Consider the following 18469-nt stretch of genomic DNA (forward strand, 5'->3'; position numbering starts at 1 on the left):
TCCCCAAACCAGCAGCCGTTTGGGACTGAGGGTCGTCAGGGTGGGAAAATCGGGTCAGCCTTTCAAAAAAAGCCGCAAGTATGGAGAAAGCGCGGAGGACTTGCAAGACCGTCTGGATTTCGTGGCGGCGTTGCTGGCTTTGGCTGATGAGGAAATCACGATTCCCCCAGACTCACTCAAGGCACAGTTCAAACTGGAGTGGGTGAAAGAAGACGAGTTGAGGGTGTCTGGCATCATTGAGCAAAAACAGCGCAATGGACAGATTAAGCGGATAGAAAAGGGGATTACTAAGAAGGATTTAGGGGTTTTGTTAGAAACCTATCGCCGGAACCCGATTTTGGAAGCGGTGAGGGATAAACTGATTCAAAATGCCCTGGATTGCCTTCGAGATTTGGGGATTCTGAAGGAGCATGAATCAGCCAAAAATCAAGGATATTGGAAGTTTTCACTCCATCTCAGCCATCAAACGAAGAGAGAAGAGAACCTACAGGTTATTCGAGATAAATGGAAAGAAGCCTTTGGGAACCTGCCTGAAATTCACCATCCTCCCCAACTCACGGCAACGCTCAATCGCTGCATTTTAGGACTCAAAGGCGACTATCAACAGGCGCAACAGAAACTCACGGAAATTACCACTACCCTGCAAAACCGCCTCAAGGATAAAACCCTCTCGATTACCAAAGTTGAGGAAGGCAGTATTATCCTGATTGTGGAGAGTTCCCAAACGGGGTATGAGCAACTTAAAACCCTGATTAACACAAAAATTGGGAAGTTTCAGGTAGAATATGTCATTGATGAATGGCAAGATATTTGCCGTCGGATGTTACTGGACCGGAAACCGTTAAGCAGTAATACGGTTATCGGTCAGGTTTATGGCGATCGCAATTTAATTGATGAGGATTTATTTGTCGATTTAGCCCTGGTGAAACCGAAACGGAGTAAGAACCCAAAACACCCCCAAGATATTGACCCCGAAAAAGGTTCCGACTTGTACAATCGGGAGGAAGTGGAGAAACGGTTTGCTTACCGAGAGTTTCTCGACGAAGTGATTGGTCAACGCACCGAGAAACGTCTGGCGATTATTGGGGAACCGGGGGCGGGAAAAACGACGTTACTCCAGAAATTAGCCTTTTGGTTATTACAAGAAACCGATGATTTAGTGGTTTGGGTATCCTTGGCAGAATTGGGCAGTCAACCCCTGGGAGAGTATTTAGAGCAAAAATGGCTCACCGAGGCATTGAGGCAGTCCAGAGCGGAAATTAAAGCGGACTGGGGGAATAAATTTGAGGGGGGTGCAGTCTGGTTACTGTTGGATGGCTTGGATGAGATGAGCCAGACGGACCTACAGGGGTTAAATTTCCGAGGTTGGGTGACGGATGCGCGGATGATTGTCACCTGTCGCTTGAATTTGTGGCAAGGGAACCCCAGCCAGTTACAGGGGTTTCAAACCTATCTCACCCAACCCTTTCAGGATGAACAAATGCAGGAGTTTATCCGGCGCTGGTTTCGGGGGTTGGTGGCGGAGGGTGAGGATGTCCAGTTAGCGGAATCCTTGTGGTCAGAATTGCAAGAGTCGGGGAAAGAACGGATTAAGGATTTATGCCGCAATCCCCTGCGGTTAACGTTGTTATGTGCGACTTGGAAGGTGGAGGATGCGCTACCGGAAACGATGGCGGACTTGTATGCGGGGTTTGTGGAGTCGGTCTATGGGTGGAAGGAAACCGCTTTTCCGGTGACGGAGGAGGAAAAGGAACAGTTAAATGCGGCTTTGGGAGAGTTGGCGAAGGCATCCCTAGAGGGGGAAACGAGTCGATTTCGGTTAACTCATCGGTTGGTGTGTGAGCATTTGGGGAAACCGAAGGCAAAGGGGTCGTTGTTTCCTCTGGCGTTAAAGTTAGGTTGGTTGAATGAGGTGGGGGTGGCGGCGGAAAATCCCCGTGAGAAGGTGTATGGGTTTTATCATGCGACGTTTCAGGAGTATTTTGCGGCGTTGGCGGTGGAGGATTGGGATTATTTTCTGCCTCGGAATCATATAGATTGTCCGGTGGAGGGGAAGCGGTATCGGATTTTTGAGCCACAGTGGAAGCAGGTGATTTTGTTGTGGTTGGGGCGTTGGGATATTGTGGATGAGGAGAAGGAGGGGTTTATTCGTGGGTTGGTTGAGTTTAAGGATGGAGTCAGGGATTTTTATGAATATCAATCCTATTTTCTAGCGGCTGCTGCGATTAATGAGTTTAAGACTTGTTCTATAGCGGCTGAGATTGTGCGGCAGTTGGTAAAGTGGGGTTTTGGTTATTTTAATATTGAAAAACAGGAATGGCGAACTTTTATCTACCCGATAAAAGAAAGGGCGAGAAAGGCAATACCTGAAACGATTCGGCGGCTGGCGATTTCAGAACTGAGTGCAATTGTTGGCAATTGCCCAGAAGAATCTACCCGTAGGCAGGTGGCTGAGAGTCTAGGGGAAATCGACCCAGGCAACTCACAAGCGATTTCGGTGTTAGTCAATCTGATCGCCACCACTGATAATGAAGATCTCCGGTGTTGCGCAGCAGAGAGTTTAGGGAAAATCGACCCAGGCAACCTAGCGGCGATAACGGCGTTGGTCAATCTTATCGCCACTGCTCAGACATGTGTAATGACGCAGATGGATGCGGCAGAGATTTTAGGGGAAATCGGACAAGGCAACCCAGATGCGATCACAGCATTGGTCAATCTGATCGCCACCACAGAGAATAAAGATATCCGGAGAAATGCGGCAGAGAGTTTAGGGAAAATCGGACAAGGCAACCCAGATGCGATCGCAGCATTGGTTAATCTGAGCACCACTACTGAGGATGAATCTACCCAGAGCTGCGCAGTAGGGAGTTTAAGGCGAATCGACCCAGGCAACCCAAAAGCGATCGCAGCATTGGTCAATCTCATCGCCACTACTGAGGATGAATCTACCCGGAGCTGGGCAGCACAGAGGTTATGGGAAATCGACCCAGGCAACCCAGAGGCGATTGGAGTGTTGCTCAAAGTTATTGCCACTACTGAGAATCACAATACCCGGAGCTGGGCAGCATACAGTTTAGAACAAATTGGACAAGGCAACCCAGAGGTAATCGTGGCGGTGGTCAAAGTTATTGCCACCACAAAAAATGAAAAGACTCGGTTGCAGACGGCATATAGTTTAGGGAAAATCGACCCAGGGAATCCAGAGGCGATCGCCGTATGGCTCGAAGTTATCCGCACGACTGAAGATGAAATGACTCGGTTGCAGGCGGCATATAGTTTAGGGAGAATTGACCCAGGTAATCCAGAGGCGATCGCAGGGTTGCTCGAAATTATCCGCACAACTGAAGATGAAAAGACTCGGTTGCAGGCGGCATATAGTTTAGGGAGAATCGACCCAGGCAACCCAGAGGCGATCGCCGTATGGCTCGAAGTTATCCGCACGACTAAAGATGAAATGACTCGGTTGCAGGCAGCAAATAGTTTAGAGGAAATCGACCCAGAAAATACCAATGCCATCGCTGGGTGGCTTGAAATTCTCCGCACGACTGAGGATGAATATATCCCTGATCTAGCAGCAGAGAGTTTAGGGAGAATCCTCACCACCCGCCAACAATATGCAGGAGTCGTCACCGCATTAAAAAACTGCCTCGGCGATGAAGTTTACCAAAGCAACTATGACCAATTCCAGGAATGCTACAAACTCTTCTGGAACTGTGCCGAAAACCTCCCCTATCCCGAATTTTACCAAGCATGGCACAATCCCCCCACCACCCCCCATCCCGAAGTCACGGAACAAACCCCCCATAGCGGCGAACAAACTTTCTCCTCTCCCCTCACCTGGGAATCCCTGCAACACCTGCCCCTGTATTGCCTCAACGCCGACCTCCTCGCTGACGAAACCCACGAACGGGAAATCGCCCTCACCCTCAGCGAACTGATTTGGGAAATCACCTGTCCCGACGAAGACCCCCCGGAACCCGCCACCCCCGCAGAACTGCGCCGCCACCTCAAAACCCTAAAACGCCGTAACCTCCTCCCCCACGGTGCCATCCTCTTCGGTAGCGAAACCGTTTCCACCCCGACCCAACCCACCCCAGAACTCATGGCCTTTTGCCAAAAACTGACGGGGGTAATTGCGATCGCATTTCTCACCGAGGAACCCCTAGAAGCGCCCTTAAAAGGCTTTTCCCCCAATCAACCGAATTTGATATCTGCCATTGAAACCTGGTTAGGGGAGATTTAAGCAGCCACCAAGAAACCCGGTTTCCGAACCCTCACCCCAAGTTCTCAAATTCGCTAAAATATCAGCAAACCCTAGCCTTCAGCTAAAATATGGAATCAATTGTTAAATTTATTGTTTCTACTCCCCTAGGGTTCACCGTCCGCACCACCGAAAGCTACTGGCAAACACTGCTTATCAAGCATCCCGATATTACCCATTATGAAACTGAAATTCAGCAAACCCTTAATCAACCCGATGCCATTTACCAAAGTCAGCGCGATATTGATGTCTTGCTATTTTATCGCACCCTCAAAGCCAAAAGGTGGCTGGTTGCCGTTGCGCGGCGTTTAAATGGAGAGGGTTACTTGATTACAGCTTACCAAACTGATGCCATCAAAACAGGAGCAAAATTATGGCCCAAATAAAAGTCTTTTACGAACCCGAAACGGAACTCTTAACCATTTTTTGGCAATCTCCCCGCCCTAACCAAATTGCGACGGAACTTGGGAACGATATTATCCTGTTTAAAGATGGAGATACCAATGAACCCATTGGCATCGAAGTGTTATCCTATCGCCCTGGAGACGATCGCATTAGTGGCATCTCCCTGGAACTCGGTCAACAAACCCTGATTAAAACCTGAAAAAATCAACTGACCTCAAATCTAAGCGAAATTTACCTTCCTCACCGAGTAACCCCTAGAAGCGCCATGAAAAGGCTTTCCCCCCAATCAACCGAATCTGATATCGGCGATTGAAACCGGGTTAGAGGAGATTTGAAGAGCCGAAACTGTTACAATATTAGCAAACCTTAATCCCCAGCCCCAAAATACAATTCACCTTAAACATCCCAAGCAAAAACAATGCCCATCATTAAAATTCCCAAACAGTATTTAATCGACCAGAATGAAGAATTTATTACCGTGGATGTGCCTGTTTCAGTGGTAGCCCTCTGGCAACGGGATTATGCCAAGGTTGCCAAAGCCAAGGGATTGCTAAAAGATAAGCGAGACAAAATGCGGGCTCATCTCGACACAATGCGTCAAGAGTGGGAGCGGTGAAATATCTCTACGACACCAACATTTTTATTGACTACTTGGCTGAAGAACCAGCAATATTGCCATTTTTCTCAGAATCATTTCTCAGCAAAAATGAGGTGATTATTTCCTGCATTGTGCGAATTGAGTTGCTGAGTTTCCCAGAATTATCAAATGAAGAAGAAGCGGTCATTACTGATTTGTTGATGCAGTTTGAACAAGTCCCCCTACTGCCCCAAATTGAAGATCGCACCATTCAATTACGGCGACATCACCGCCTCAAACTTCCCGATGCCCTGATTGCGGCAACTGCATTGCACTACTCTGCTTGTGTGATGACTAGAAATGTGGATGATTTCAAGCGCGTGCCTGATTTAACACTGTGCAGTCCCTTTGAAGGTTTGAAGGAGGGTAATGATACAGATTAACTATTCCCCACCCAACTGCACCGCCAAATCATTTGCATCGATTTCTTGAAAAAAATAGGTTCCCCAGTTCCTACATAGAAACCCGGTGTCTGGGGTAAAATAATGACAGTATTCTTGCCGAAGCGGGAAGTGTTTGGGTCCCAATCTTGGCCTCTTTTTTAGAATTTGATATGGATTGTTATCCCTCTTTTATGTTTGATGTCAATCGAAATAACACAATCATAACCAGTCTTTATAATACTATTCATCCTAGCAGGTGTTATTTTTGGTTATGTTTTTAAGCTCCAAAACTCCGGACAGTTTTTGAAAGAGGACGGTAGAATGCGGGTTTCAGCCCTCTTCCACAGTGATCTAGCCAACGAGAAACCAAGGGTTTCAGCGCTTGCCCAGAAAAATGTCTGGACTATTGGATGAAGAGACGCGCATTGAGGTTGCCTTTTGTTTAGGGAAAATCGACCCAGGCAATCAAACGGCGATCTCTAACGCGGACCTCCTCGCTAACGAAACCCGCGAACGGGAAATCGCCCTAAAAGGCTTTCCCCCCAATCAACGGAATCTGATATCGGCGAGTGAAACCTGGTTAGGGGAGATTTAAGCAGCCACCCAGAAACCTGGTTTCTGACCCTTGGCGGCAAAATTAGCTAAAATGTCAACAACCCCTAGCCACCAACTAAAAAATGACTCAAACTCTTGATATTACCGGACTCACCCCAGAACAAATCGAGCAAATTCAGAAGATAATAGAAACGTTTAAGACTATTAATCAACAGCAGAACCAATCAGCGACAGAAAATCTATCAGACTCAGACTTGAATTCCTTGTTTTTTGCCAGCGAAATTCTCCAGCCCTTTAATCGGACGATGCTTTATGGTAACAGAAGCTAAACGAATTTATCTGGATACGAATATCCTCGCTTATGTTGCTAAAAAGCCCCTCAACATCAAGCCGCTTTAGAAATATTTAGACCCACCGAAAGGGAAATTTTGTGTGTCTCATCGCAGGTTTTAGCGGAATTTTACTCCTATATTACTAATCCGGCTATTTTAGCCACGCCTTGACAGCCAACGGAAGCAATTATCCGCATTAACCGGATTTGTCAGATGCTCCATATCTGCTTGCTTTCAACTCCGGTGGATTTGTTTGAACGTTGGCTCGGTTTATTAGCAGAAAGACCTGTAAGCAATGGAGGTGTTTTTGATTTACTGCACATTAAAATTATGTTATTTCATGATGTCACCACAATCTATACGTTTAACATCAAGGACTTTTCTTGGTGTTCTCAAATTGAGGCGATCGCTCCAAGTCACCGTTAATCAACTCACCCAGGAGAATCGCTTTTTGCCAAAAACTGACGGGGGTAATTGCGATCGCGAAGCGTTGACCTAGGAGAATCGCATTTCTCACCGACGACCCCCTAGAAGCCCCATTAAAAGGCTTTCCCCCCAATCAACTGAATCTGATATCGGCCATTGAAACCTGGTTAGGGGAGATTTGAGGAGTGGCATTTTTTAGGTTAGAAGAAGGTTAGATGAGATTTAAAAATTAGTTATTGTCAGGTCGAAAGCGTAAACGATTAAGGCTTGTCACCGTTGCAATTGTCTCAAAATCCCGGTCATTATGAATTAATATCAACTGATGTGCGATCGCCAGTTGAGCAATACAACAATCAATACTACTTCTAACCGTTAATCCCTGTCGTTGTAAATCGTAATAAATTCGGGCGGCCGCGACCCAAGTATTAGGAGTGGGTTCGATATAGTCTTGGTCTTGCAGATAGGTTTCTAATAACCTCCACTCCCGTTCATCTCGGCAATCTTGCAACAGTTCCATCTGAGTGAATCGGCTCAAAAAAATCGGCTGCTCATTAATTAATAATTGCTGACAAAGATTGACGGACGGTATCAGTCCTGTCTCGGAAGACAGAAATCCAAACTGATGTATCAATCAAAAACATTGCGGTTTTCTCGTAAGGCTTTATAATCGTAATCTGTTGAAAATTGAATTTGCCCGCTCAAATCGAGTAAATTTCGTTTTTTGCGGTTTTTGACTAACTCGGATAAAGCCAAGTTAATTAACTCTTGTTCTGTCTGAATCTTGGTTAAGTGCAATGCTTCTTTCACCAATTCTTCGTTAAGTTCGATGGACTTTTTCATTGCTAGTGATTGAGGTTATGTTCAGATTTATTGTCGTACAGATTTACTTACATTAACATTTTTCTGACTCAATGTACCCCTGATTTGGGAAATCACCTGTCCCGAGGAATACCCCCCCGGAACCCGCCACCCCGCCGGAAATGCGATCGCCACCTTAAGTTCCTCACCGACGACCCCCTAGAAGCCCCATTAAAAGGCTTTCCCCCCAATCAACGGAATCTGATATCCGCCATTGAAACCGGGTTAGGGGAGATTTAAGCAGCCAAGAAACCCGGTTTTTGACCCTGGGCGGCAAAATTAGCTAAAATGTCAGCAACCCCTAGCCCCTGACTAAACAATGACTCAAACTCTTGATGTCACTGGACTCACCCCAGAACAAATCGAGCAAATTCAGAAGATGATAGAAACCTTTAACACTATTAATCAACAGCAGAAACAAGGCGATCGCCCACTAATAACTGACTCCACCAGCCCCCTCACCCACGCTCAAAAAATAGTCAAAAAATATGCGGAAAATCGCAACCTAACAGAGGAACTGATTCAAGAACGCCGTCACGAGTCTATCCATGAGTAATGTCATCATGGATGCCTCTGCCATATTAGCATTTCTCAATCAAGAAAGCGGGAGTGAACAAATAACAGACTTGATTGAAAATGCAACGATTAGCACCATTAATTTATCGGAAGTTATTGCTAAATTTGCCGAAATTGGCATCTCAGAAACCGAGATTTTGCAAATTTTGTCCGACTTGAACTTAAAAAGTGTTCCCTTTGATGAACCGCAAGCTCAAATTGTGGGTATGCTACGACCCATGACTAAACCTCTAGGCTTATCCCTAGGCGATCGCGCTTGTCTAGCCCTGGGTCTTGTTCTCAATCAACCCGTGATTACCGCAGACCGCCAATGGAGTCAGTTAAATCTTAACCTCGAAATTCGAGTGATTCGGTAAAAAGGGTTTCCCCCCAATCAACCTCATCTGATATCCGCCATTGAAAGTTGGTTAGAGGAAATTAAGGAGTATTCGTAATTTCCACAATCATTTCTCCTTGCTGCAATTGCTCTAACGCATTCGGTAAAGTTGCTATTAACAATTATCGCAAGTTGCGGTTCGTGACATTGCCAAAAGTTAGCCACAAAATTTGAGGAGGTGTTCCTAAACGACATACCAAGTCAATGAAATCACTATCTTTCGTGATAATCACCATCTTTTCAGCCTATGCTGCTGCAAAAATCTCGATATCTTGAGCATCCCGTAAGCCTAAATCTCGCAATGGTCTGGCTTCTAAACCAAAGGTTTCTGTCAGCCAACTTGCCAATGTAGGGGGAAGTTGAGCATCGACCCAAATTTTCATGCGGTTAGTCTAGGAAAAGCAGTACGTCTTGCTGCAAAGACTAAACAGGCTTGAATATCTGCTAGTTCTAAGTCTGGAAAATCCTCTAGAATTTCAGAAATGTTAACATTTTCAGCTAACATTTCTAAAATATCGGTGACTCGAATTCGCATCCCGCGAATACAGGGACGACCCCCACATTGACCGGGATTTTGCGTAATTCGGTTCATTAATTCAGGAGTTAAAGTCATATTTTTAAGGCTGAATGTGTGATTATGCCTCATCAATTATAACCGATCGCGCTCCTCAATTCTTTCAGGAATCAGCGCTCACCTGCGAATCCCTGCAACACCTGCCCCTGTATTGCCTCAACGCCTATATCCTCGCTAACAAAACCCACAAATTAGGAAATCGCCTTCACCCGAGCGCGAACTGATTTGGGACATCACCTGTTCCGAGGAAGACCCCCCGGAACCCGCCACCCCCGCCGAACTGCGCCGCCACCTCAAAACCCTAAAACGCGCCCCACCTCTTCCCCCACATTGCCATCCTCTTCGGTCGCGAAACCGTTTCCACCCCGACCCAACCCACCCCAGAACTCATCGCCTTTTGCCAAAAACTGACCGGGGTAATCGCCATCGCCTTCCTCACCGACGACCCCCTAGAAGCGCCGTTAAACAGGTACGAGTCTTCTTTGAAGTCAGCAGAAGCATGTCTTCAAGAACTCAAAGCTCGTTTATGGGAGATTGAGGGGGGTAGCTCGGCTTCGGGGTAAAATCATCTGGCTTGATTTGCACTCATGGTTTTGTCGGGACAACATCTACTTTATGGTCATCGCCTCTTGGATTTTGAGCCGCCTTCGCCTGAAAAGGCGGCGTGGGGGATGTCTTCGCTACTGGCGATCGCTGGGACTAACTCTATTGCTGGTGCTGCTTCTGGGAAAGCTGGGATGGGGAACTCCCGAACCTCAATCCCCCCAGCTAGTCTTTGAGCAATGGCGATCGCACTATCAAAATCAAGCCTATGACGCTGCCTTAGAGACCCTAACCCCCCTTTTGGACTCGGAAAACATTTCTGGGGCCAACCGCGCTCTGGCGTACAATTATCGCGCTCTCACGCAACAAAAACAGGGGGATTGGCAGCAGGCCCAAAGAGCCATTGAGCGCGCTTGGCAATTGCTGGACCCCTCAGAACCCAGCACTCCCCCGAATCCAGAAACCCAACGCATCCTGGCGGCGATTCTCACCACCCGAGGTCAGATTGAGTTGGCCCTGGGCCAGCCAGACGCCGCCTATGAACGTTGGCGACAGGCGACGGACTATTATCGTGACTTAGGCTACGCCGAAGGGGTCACTGGGGGGATATTAAATCAGGCCCAGGCGTTGCAAGAGTTGGGGTTTACCGTTCGCGCCTGTGATACACTCCTGGCTCTGTCGTTCGCCAAGGGGGGAACCGCAATCCCCCAGAATCTCCGCTGTCAGCAGTTGCAGGGTCAATCCCCGCAACAAATCCGGGACTGGCTGGCTCAGATAACCCTGGAGACGCCGCCTCAACTCCAAATTCGCATTTTGCAAAGTTTGGGGACTCTGTTACAGGCCTTGGGAGATTTAGAGGCGGCTGAGGGAGTTTTACAGGAAGCCGCGGCCCGGGTGGGAGCGGATTCTCAGGAAATTTACCCCAGCTTGGCCCTGGATTTAGGGAATCTCTATGGTGCTAAAGCGAGACGCTATCAGCGATTGGGGATGTTTCAAACCCCCTTCCGAGAGGCTCGGGCCCGAAGTTTAGCCTATTATGCTCCCAGGACGGGACAAACCCCACAACAACGTCTGCGATCGCAACTCAATACACTACTCCTCTTGACGGCGTTGGACCTCAGTGGCGACAATCCCAACCCTGATCCTCAGGCCCGAGAGACGGTACAAACCCTTCTAAGCGAAATTCCTCGACAACTGGATCAGCTTCCCCTCAGTCGCCAACGGGTGTATGACCGTGTGAGTGTCGCCTGTGTCCTATTGAAGTGCGATTCTGGTTCCCGCAGGCTTCGCGAACAGCCCCCAGAACCACCGCATCTTCCCGATTGGGGGAGTTCTCCTCAAATGGTGGAACAACTCTTACAGCAGGCCCAGCAGGAGGCGGAACAGCTCGCCGATGACCGGGCCATCTCCTATGTCTGGGGTGCTTGGGGTCGTTTGGCTCAGGTGCAGGGGAACCTTTCTGAGGCTGAAGACTATACTCAGAAGGCGATTTCCCGAGGGGAGGCGTTGGGAGCTGATGAATTACTGTATCACTGGTATTGGCAACTGGCTCGGCTACAAACGGCTCAGGGGGTGTCGCCTCTGGCCGCCTATGAGCAAGCGTTTCAGAGTTTGAAGCGGTTACGGGCCAAGGTCATGAGCGAATACGCGACTGTACGGTTTTCCCTGGGAGAGCAGGTGGCTCCACTCTACCAAGAATATGCACAACGGCTGTTTGCCATTGAGGGGATGAGTCAAGGGGAGTTAAGGAAAGCCATTGAGGTGATGGATGCGTTGCAGGTGGCGGAAATCAATGACTTTTTTGGCTTGGCTTGTTTGGAGGTGCGATCGCGGGATTTACGGGAGTACCCCAATACGGCTGTCATCCATATTTTTACCTTTCCTGAACGCTTTGAGGTGATTTTGGAAGAAAGCGATGGAACTCTCAAACATCAGCGGGTGGAGTTCCCGGAGGATATTGCTACGTTTTTAGATTCCCTGCAACTGAGTCTGCGGGCGAATTTTGAGGATCAGGCGTCCTTAACTCGCCTCTATGATGCCTTGATTGCACCGCTGGAGGCGGATTTAGAGATTCTCCATCCCCAGCAACTGGTGTTTGTCTTGTATGGTCAAATTCGCCAGATTCCGATGGCGGCGCTTTATGATGGCCAGCATTATCTCATTGAAGCCTATCCCATTGCGATCGCCCCCAGTTTAGAACTCCTCGAACCCCGTGGCTTGGCGACTCCTCAACTGCGACTCTTGGCCGCCGGCCGGGAAAACTTTGAGACGCTCCTGGAGGCTATCGACGAGAACGCCTCCGCATTTCCCTGGCTCCCCTTGCAGGATTTACGTCATCTCAATCTCTATTTTGTGGAGGAGGAACTACGGGGAATTAGCAATTTTATCAGGAGTAAACTCTTGTTGGAAGAAGACTTTACCATTAAAGCGCTCAGCCAAGAGATTCACTCGTTGAACTATCCCATTGTCCATATTGCCAGTCATGGACAGTTTAGTAACTTTGCGGAAGATACCTTTATTTTAGCCGATCGCCCCTTGGTGATTCGTGAACTGGCGGATATCCTCAATATCCAAGATCCCACCCGACGCAATGATATTGAGCTATTGGTTCTGAGTGCCTGCGAGACGGCCCGGGAGAGCGATCGCGCGACCTTGGGGATGGCGGGAATTGCCGCGCGGGCCGGGGTTCGCACCATTATCGGCAGTTTTTGGGCCGTCGATGACCAGTCCACCGCTTTCCTGATGCAACGCTTCTATCAAGGCTTAAACGAGGCGCAAAATGACCATGAGACCATCAATAAAGCTGAGGCCCTCCGTCAGGCTCAAATCGCCATGATTCAGGGTGAGTTTGGCGAGGTTTACCGCGATCCCTATTTCTGGGCCCCCTTTGTCTTAATTGGCCATTGGAATTAAAGGGACGTTCTGAGCCGTTTTACCTTGACTCACAGGAGACTCCCAACTCTTGCGCCTGTTCCTGCAAGGGTTGCTGGACATTCAGATGGGTTAATTCCGGGTAGTGATGTTCATAGAGAGCCGCCAGACGACAATAGAGTTGTGGTTCATCGGGAGACTCGGCGATCGCCTCCGAGAGAAGAGCAATACTATTAGCAAAGGCTTGCTCCTGATTATACAGCTCCACCTTTGCCAAAACCGTCTCCAGCCAGCCCAAGTTCGCCGCCTCAACTTCCGAGAGACGGTCCTGTAAGGCCTCTTGTTGGGCCGAACTCATAACCACAAACTGAGATTCCCCCACCGCTTCCCCATTATGAGCGTCCACCGTCACCACCACTCGCGTTCCCGGCTGCAAAAACTCCCCCCGATACGTCAGGTGGTTTCCCGACACCTGAGTTCGCCAAGCATCTCCATCGTGACGGCGGCGTAGGGTGACCGTATACCGCTCAATATCCTCCGGTTCATACCAGCGCAACTCCAGGCGATCGCCCACAACTTGGGTTTGTCGAGGGGTAATGAGATGGGGAATGTTGCGGTTGACGAGGGGCCGAGGACAGCCACCGGGATCACAGGGGGGAGTCCGTCGTCGCGGTTCATCCTCCACCTCATCCACCGGTTCCGCAGCTGATAACGGGGACATCTCTTGTGGGACGACTCCCCCATGACTGGGGCCAGGATGACGAACCAGCAGCGTCCCCCCCCCGAGAAGCAACGTCACGGCTAACGAGATACAACCCTGGGTTAACCCTTGATACGTCTGACTCATTCCCCCTCTAATCCTCGCTCACGTAATTGCTGGTGAACCCTCGTTTTCCAGCGGATTTCTTCTGGTAAGTTATAGCGAATGTTATTGACGCAAGTCCAGCCATGATGGGCAAGCTCTGATGTTTCTAAATCAGGTGACTGTATCATAAGTTTTGCCATCAAGCAATGAGCGGCTCCTTCCTCGGGTTTTAAGGCAATGGCTCCTTGTAAATAGCTCCAGGATAATGAGAAGGATTCTTGTTCTAAAGCCGCCCAGCCTCGATTTTTAAGGATTGCATATTCTGTCCAAGGGTGATCCTCTTCAAGCAGCCGTTGGCATTGCAGCAAAAGTTGGCTGGCATCTTCAAACTTCCCTTGTACAATATATAAGCGGCTTAAGTTATTACAGCCAACAGCATTGTATAATAAAAGGGAGCGGCGATAGTGGTATTCTGCTTGTTGAGTTTCGCCCAGGTCTTGATATAAGTTCCCTAAATCTACATGAGCGCCGCTATGATTTGGAGAGACACGCAACGCCAAACTAAACCAGCGTTTCGCTTCGACCCAGGGACGCTCCACATCTGAGGGGGTCTCGATTTCCGCTTGCCCTTTTTGATGAAAATAGTTAGCTAAACTCGGTCGTAGCCAAATTTGTCCAACAATAAGACTAAAGAGGATTAAGGAAAGGCGAACACGATATTGACTAAAACCGGTCTTTGTCCAACGGGTAAGAGAGTTAAGGGAGGGCAATAAACGATTTGTTGTTAGGGATTTAGGGCTACTTGTTTGTGGGGGGGGTAAGTCTGGTTGAGTTTGAGTAAAGGTCTGCCAAGTTAGGGATAGGTTGGGACAGTTTTGGTAAATCATGGGTAACCAACTGGCGCAAGGGAACTGCCCTTCTAACCCCTGCAACTGCTCCCTAGCTCGCCGCACAGATTCCCGAAATGAGTTTCCTAGGGAAAATTGCGCGAGAAAGGATTTTAGAAAGGTTTGAGCTACCTGATCGGGGACTAATTCCCGCATAATAATCGCGATAGGGATTTGCCAATCTTCGATTTTTTGGACTAATCCTAACCCATCGCAGGAGTTGAAAATTGCTAACGTTAAGCCCCGTTTAACGGCTTCTTGAAAGCCATAGCTGAGGTCGGAAATTTCTAGTGCTTCTTGGGGATTGATATAAATTTTGCCGGTGTCATCTTGGGTTTCACTATGACCGGCGAAAAAAATAATATGCCATGAGTCTTGCCAGAGTTTATGGTTAATCTCGTGACGGGAGGGTTCAACGAGAAATTCTATTTGTGTCTGGGGAAGGCTTTCTAAAAATTGGCGATCGCACTGGGTGTTAATTCCCTGAGCGTGACCCAGAATGGCCAAAATTTTGACGATTGCGTCGGGGGAGGGTTGGGGAAAATAGGGAGGGGAGGCAACTAATGAGCCAAAGGAGACTTCGGTTTTTTGATAATTTTGAGAAAAACTCCATAAGTGCCAGGGGAGTTTTTTGATTTCGGGGCGATCGCAACGAATCAGTAGTTCAATGGATTCAGTTTTGCTGAGTTCTTCTCGTAAACACAAATCGAGGCTATAAAATTCGGGAGACTGAAGCCAGCGACGAAAGAGATGAGCCACCTGTCGAGCGGATTGCTGACAGGCAACGAAACGTCCTTCATGATGGCTGGCAAAACAGTTTTTGGGCTTGATGCGATAGCTGCCAAGGGGACCCAACTCCGGGGTAGGGAGGGGTTCTGGGGAGGGGAGGCTACGGATATAGGGTGCGCCAATGGAGCGATACTGATGTTGCCAATGCTGCTGTAGTTGCTGGGCTAGGGTAGGATTGGCGGGGAGATAGCCCATCTTTTCTACCCGAGGTAATTGGTCGTTGACTCCAATTTCTAGGAAGACCTTAAACCCATGATGCGCCAAGTCTCCATCTAGTTTGAGGACAACACGATTGTTGGGAGTTGTCATGGCAATCACCAAGGCACAAACCCCTTCATTTTAGACCAATGACGGGGTTTGCGAGGGGAAGTGGCTTTAGTTGTCCCCAGGGGCGATCGCCCCTGGGCGCTATGGGGCCAGATTAGGCGTTCAACAATTGGATATTGCTGAATGTAAAGACTTCTGGGGTGTCACGATCGGCACTATGGATGGTGCGTTTGCTGAGAATCCAGTAATCGCCGACTTGGGTGTATTCATCCTCAAAGTCACTTTTCGCCCCTTTCTGTTCCCCGGTTTTGGGATCGTGATAGACGGAATCATAGCGATGGGAGAGATAGCCTTCGCCGGTTTTGTGGCTGCTTTGGGTATGGATGGTGACAACAACGCCGTGAATATGGCGGTGAACCATGCAGACTTCATTGTCCCGCAGTTGGTAGCGATCGCCCTCGCCTTTTCCTCCGATGTTAATCCCCACCGCGCCGCTGTCGTCGCGATCGCCATAGCTAAAGGTATTCTCGCCATGAACCGACTCAAACTCACGACGCACGCGGTGGATGGCGGTTTCCCAGAGTTGGCCATGAATGGCTTTCTGAACCGTGTCATCCTCGACATCGTGAACCTCGGCTTTCATGTCGGCGCCGACTTTGGCTTTCCCGGTGACGACGGTATCGCCGTTCTCATAGGTGACATCCGCCGTGTAGCCGGGGAAGTTTGCATCCCAGGTATAGCGATTTTCGTAGGCGCTGCGGAAGAGTTCCCGAGCAGAGACTTGGGTAGCTGTCATAGTTGATTGCCTTAATGGTGAATTGTCTTCTTTCCAGGATAGGCGGTTTCGGCGTTTGACCCCAAGGGAGGGTTTCCCGAGACTGGGGGGTTCGGTTGTTCGGCGTTGGCGGGAAGGAATGACGGTAGAACCGGTCGTCAACCTGACTGAGTGACTATGGAATCCACTTCGGGTTGAGCGGGACAAAATAGGGGTAATGATAGTGATGTCAGGGCGATCGCACCACCGTTGAACGGGCAAACCCGCCTCTCGATCGCAAACTGCACCCAACCCCCTAATTTGTCAATGAGTCCACCAGACCTTGACCCAAGTCGAACAGGTTTTGATACCATGAAATAGACATTTATAGATTCTAATTACCGAATTCAAACTATAATAAATATAACCACAAAAACAAATTAAATGTACGACAATATTTGTAAGTTTTTGGCAGAGACCTTTCCCGATGATGTTGCAACTTGGTTGTTAGGGCGTTCCGTTCAACTGAGTCAATTAAGTCCCAAAGAACTCTCCAATGAGCCAATTCGAGCGGATGCCCTAATTCTCCAACAGTCCGAAGACTTAGTACTTCATAGCGAGTTTCAAACCCAGCCATCCGAAGAAGTTCCCTTTCGGATGGCAGACTATCGCTTGCGGGGATATCGACGTTTTCCCCACAAGCGCATGATTCAAGTGGTAGTATACCTGAAACCTAGTAATTCTCCTTTGGTTTACCAAAATTATTTTCACATAGAGGGATTGCAATGTCAATTTCGGGTCATTCGCCTTTGGGAACAACCGAAAGACCTTTTTCTCCAATCTCCTGGCTTGTTGCCTTTTGCGGTTTTGAGTGATACAGACAACCGCTCCCAAGTTTTGAACCAAGTCGCCGAAGAACTTGATAAAATAGAAGACAGACGAACCCGCAGCAACCTGGCCGCCGCCACGGGAGTTTTAGCTGGGTTAGTCCTGGATGACGGTCTGATTCGTCAAATTATTAGGAGAGATGTCATGAGAGAATCAGTGGTCTATCAAGAAATTCTCCGGGAAGGAGAGTTAATTGGTGAACAACGGGGTGAACAACGGGGAATCCTCGCGGGGAAACAGCAAGTGGCTATCAATCTTCTCCGTCAAGGAATGACAGTCGAACAGGTTGTAACTGTGACGGAGTTACCTCGGGATGTGGTCCAGAAACTTCGGGATGACAATGGTTAAATAGTTCTGGGTAAGTCGCTAACGCCTGTTCCTGGTGACGCTCGGAGTCAAGACTAAGGGGAAATCCGGTCAGCCTTCTGGGTTCCCCCTCAGCCAACAGCAACTCTTATTGGTATCTTGGGAGAGATGATGGTTATGTCAGGGCGATCGCACCACCGTTGAACGGGCAAACCCTCCTCACCGGCACCCCCTGGCGTTTCGAGAAGGCACAATAGTAGATAGGAGCTAGACATGACACTTAACGAACTCTTACCAGCCATTCATCAACTCAACCCGACCGATAAGCAAAAACTGTTCGAGCTTCTCGATCGCGAACTGCACCCAACCCCCCCACCACCCGCTCCAGAACTCCAACCCGCTAACTTTCCCAACGAGGGCCAGTGGCTGGTTGCTGTCTTTGATCGACACTTCAGGGCGATCGCACCGGGCGAAATGGCGATCGCACCACGGGAACCCATTTGATACTACACCTTACACTGAATCTACTAGGATGAAACAGTGTTGAGTCGTACAGACAACCGTTCCCAAGTTTTGAACCAAGTCGCCGAAGAACTTGATAAAATAGAAGACAGACGAACCCGCAGCAACCTGGCCGCCGCCACGGGAGTTTTAGCTGGGTTAGTCCTGGATGACGGTCTGATTCGTCAAATTATTAGGAGAGATGTCATGAGAGAATCAGTGGTCTATCAAGAAATTCTCCGGGAAGGAGAGTTAATTGGTGAACAACGGGGTGAACAACGGGGTGAACAACGGGGAATCCTCGCGGGGAAACAGCAAGTGGCTATCAATCTTCTGCGCCAAGGAATGACAGTCGAACAGGTTGTAACTGTGACGGAGTTACCTCGGGATGTGGTGGAGAAACTGCGGGATGATAACGGTTAGATTGTCCGGGCTAAGTCGCTAACGCCTGTTCCTGGGGAGGCTCGGAGTCGAG

21 protein-coding genes and 1 pseudogene are annotated in these 18469 nt (G+C 48.7%); 14 read left to right on the plus strand and 8 right to left on the minus strand.

All coding sequences use genetic code 11. The annotated features are described in order from the left end of the window. Positions 1 to 40: 40 nt before the first annotated feature. The 7 genes from NEA10_RS07865 (at position 41) to NEA10_RS07895 (ending at position 6570) form a co-directional block, all read left to right on the plus strand. On the plus strand, positions 41 to 4243 hold the full coding sequence (locus NEA10_RS07865) for a HEAT repeat domain-containing protein (RefSeq protein ID WP_252664773.1): 4203 nt from the start codon (positions 41 to 43) through the stop codon (positions 4241 to 4243). 89 nt (positions 4244 to 4332) lie between these two features. Then, a complete protein-coding gene (locus NEA10_RS07870; protein ID WP_252664774.1) occupies positions 4333 to 4647 on the plus strand; it encodes a hypothetical protein in 315 nt (104 codons plus the stop codon). Then, positions 4635 to 4865: a hypothetical protein gene (locus NEA10_RS07875; protein WP_017303240.1), complete on the plus strand. Its 231-nt coding sequence runs from the start codon at positions 4635 to 4637 to the stop codon at positions 4863 to 4865. The genes NEA10_RS07870 and NEA10_RS07875 overlap by 13 nt, the downstream gene beginning before the upstream one ends. Positions 4866 to 5084: 219 nt before the next feature. Beyond that, a complete protein-coding gene (locus tag NEA10_RS07880; RefSeq protein ID WP_252664775.1) occupies positions 5085 to 5282 on the plus strand; it encodes a hypothetical protein in 198 nt (65 codons plus the stop codon). Further along, positions 5279 to 5686 carry a type II toxin-antitoxin system VapC family toxin gene (locus tag NEA10_RS07885; RefSeq protein WP_252664776.1) on the plus strand — a complete coding sequence of 136 codons (408 nt, stop codon included), beginning with the start codon at positions 5279 to 5281 and terminating at the stop codon, positions 5684 to 5686. The genes NEA10_RS07880 and NEA10_RS07885 overlap by 4 nt, the downstream gene beginning before the upstream one ends. Before the next feature lie 394 nt (positions 5687 to 6080). Beyond that, positions 6081 to 6281 (plus strand): hypothetical protein, encoded by a 201-nt coding sequence (locus tag NEA10_RS07890; RefSeq protein WP_252664777.1) that lies wholly within the window; start codon positions 6081 to 6083, stop codon positions 6279 to 6281. A gap of 82 nt (positions 6282 to 6363) precedes the next feature. Beyond that, on the plus strand, positions 6364 to 6570 hold the full coding sequence (locus tag NEA10_RS07895; RefSeq protein ID WP_252664778.1) for a hypothetical protein: 207 nt from the start codon (positions 6364 to 6366) through the stop codon (positions 6568 to 6570). A 373-nt stretch (positions 6571 to 6943) separates the two neighbouring features. Here the strand turns inward: NEA10_RS07895 and NEA10_RS21180 are convergent, their stop codons facing one another. Continuing rightward, complete coding sequence (locus tag NEA10_RS21180) at positions 6944 to 7090, minus strand: hypothetical protein (RefSeq protein WP_252664779.1); 147 nt, start codon at positions 7088 to 7090, stop codon at positions 6944 to 6946. On the opposite strand from NEA10_RS21180, the gene NEA10_RS21185 reads away from it, so the two are divergent. Beyond that, positions 7077 to 7181: an NACHT C-terminal alpha/beta 1 domain-containing protein gene (locus tag NEA10_RS21185; protein ID WP_445164668.1), complete on the plus strand. Its 105-nt coding sequence runs from the start codon at positions 7077 to 7079 to the stop codon at positions 7179 to 7181. The genes NEA10_RS21180 and NEA10_RS21185 overlap by 14 nt on opposite strands. Positions 7182 to 7228: 47 nt before the next feature. On the opposite strand, the gene vapC is transcribed toward NEA10_RS21185, so the two are convergent. After that, the gene (vapC, locus tag NEA10_RS07905) at positions 7229 to 7516 is read right to left on the minus strand and encodes a type II toxin-antitoxin system VapC family toxin (protein WP_252664780.1); all 288 of its coding nucleotides are present in this window, start codon (positions 7514 to 7516) and stop codon (positions 7229 to 7231) included. A gap of 110 nt (positions 7517 to 7626) precedes the next feature. After that, entirely contained in the window at positions 7627 to 7839 is a 213-nt protein-coding gene (locus NEA10_RS07910; RefSeq protein WP_252664781.1) for a type II toxin-antitoxin system VapB family antitoxin, read from the minus strand. Between the two features lie 337 nt (positions 7840 to 8176). On the opposite strand from NEA10_RS07910, the gene NEA10_RS07915 reads away from it, so the two are divergent. Continuing rightward, positions 8177 to 8413 carry a hypothetical protein gene (locus NEA10_RS07915; protein WP_252664782.1) on the plus strand — a complete coding sequence of 79 codons (237 nt, stop codon included), beginning with the start codon at positions 8177 to 8179 and terminating at the stop codon, positions 8411 to 8413. Next, positions 8406 to 8789 carry a type II toxin-antitoxin system VapC family toxin gene (locus NEA10_RS07920; protein WP_252664783.1) on the plus strand — a complete coding sequence of 128 codons (384 nt, stop codon included), beginning with the start codon at positions 8406 to 8408 and terminating at the stop codon, positions 8787 to 8789. Before NEA10_RS07915 ends, NEA10_RS07920 begins: the two co-directional genes overlap by 8 nt. Before the next feature lie 142 nt (positions 8790 to 8931). On the opposite strand, the pseudogene NEA10_RS07925 reads toward NEA10_RS07920, so the two are convergent. Together NEA10_RS07925 and NEA10_RS07930 are read right to left on the minus strand one after the other, a co-directional pair. Then, a pseudogene (locus NEA10_RS07925) lies at positions 8932 to 9192 on the minus strand (DUF5615 family PIN-like protein). Then, complete coding sequence (locus NEA10_RS07930; protein ID WP_252664784.1) at positions 9189 to 9422, minus strand: DUF433 domain-containing protein; 234 nt, start codon at positions 9420 to 9422, stop codon at positions 9189 to 9191. Before NEA10_RS07930 ends, NEA10_RS07925 begins: the two are co-directional and overlap by 4 nt. A 576-nt stretch (positions 9423 to 9998) precedes the next feature. Between NEA10_RS07930 and NEA10_RS07935 the strand changes: the two genes are divergently transcribed. Further along, positions 9999 to 12839 carry a CHAT domain-containing tetratricopeptide repeat protein gene (locus tag NEA10_RS07935; protein WP_252664785.1) on the plus strand — a complete coding sequence of 947 codons (2841 nt, stop codon included), beginning with the start codon at positions 9999 to 10001 and terminating at the stop codon, positions 12837 to 12839. A gap of 19 nt (positions 12840 to 12858) precedes the next feature. Here NEA10_RS07935 and NEA10_RS07940 read toward each other — a convergent pair whose 3' ends face one another. From NEA10_RS07940 to NEA10_RS07950, 3 genes are all read right to left on the minus strand, one after another. Then, positions 12859 to 13644: a fibronectin type III domain-containing protein gene (locus NEA10_RS07940; RefSeq protein WP_252664786.1), complete on the minus strand. Its 786-nt coding sequence runs from the start codon at positions 13642 to 13644 to the stop codon at positions 12859 to 12861. Then, the gene (locus tag NEA10_RS07945; RefSeq protein ID WP_252664787.1) at positions 13641 to 15587 is read right to left on the minus strand and encodes a CHAT domain-containing tetratricopeptide repeat protein; all 1947 of its coding nucleotides are present in this window, start codon (positions 15585 to 15587) and stop codon (positions 13641 to 13643) included. The genes NEA10_RS07940 and NEA10_RS07945 overlap by 4 nt, the downstream gene beginning before the upstream one ends. Positions 15588 to 15699: 112 nt before the next feature. Then, entirely contained in the window at positions 15700 to 16341 is a 642-nt protein-coding gene (locus NEA10_RS07950) for a DUF3386 domain-containing protein (protein ID WP_252664788.1), read from the minus strand. 402 nt (positions 16342 to 16743) lie between these two features. Here NEA10_RS07950 and NEA10_RS07955 point away from each other — a divergent pair, with 402 nt between their 5' ends. The 3 genes from NEA10_RS07955 (at position 16744) to NEA10_RS07965 (ending at position 18417) form a co-directional block, all read left to right on the plus strand. Then, positions 16744 to 17535 (plus strand): Rpn family recombination-promoting nuclease/putative transposase, encoded by a 792-nt coding sequence (locus tag NEA10_RS07955; protein WP_252664789.1) that lies wholly within the window; start codon positions 16744 to 16746, stop codon positions 17533 to 17535. A 231-nt stretch (positions 17536 to 17766) separates the two neighbouring features. Continuing rightward, positions 17767 to 17997 carry a hypothetical protein gene (locus tag NEA10_RS07960; protein ID WP_252664790.1) on the plus strand — a complete coding sequence of 77 codons (231 nt, stop codon included), beginning with the start codon at positions 17767 to 17769 and terminating at the stop codon, positions 17995 to 17997. A gap of 39 nt (positions 17998 to 18036) precedes the next feature. Next, positions 18037 to 18417 carry an RpnC/YadD family protein gene (locus tag NEA10_RS07965; RefSeq protein ID WP_252664791.1) on the plus strand — a complete coding sequence of 127 codons (381 nt, stop codon included), beginning with the start codon at positions 18037 to 18039 and terminating at the stop codon, positions 18415 to 18417. Positions 18418 to 18469: the final 52 nt, after the last annotated feature.

The sequence above is a fragment of the Phormidium yuhuli AB48 genome (genome assembly GCF_023983615.1).
Taxonomy (GTDB): domain Bacteria; phylum Cyanobacteriota; class Cyanobacteriia; order Cyanobacteriales; family Geitlerinemataceae; genus Sodalinema; species Sodalinema yuhuli.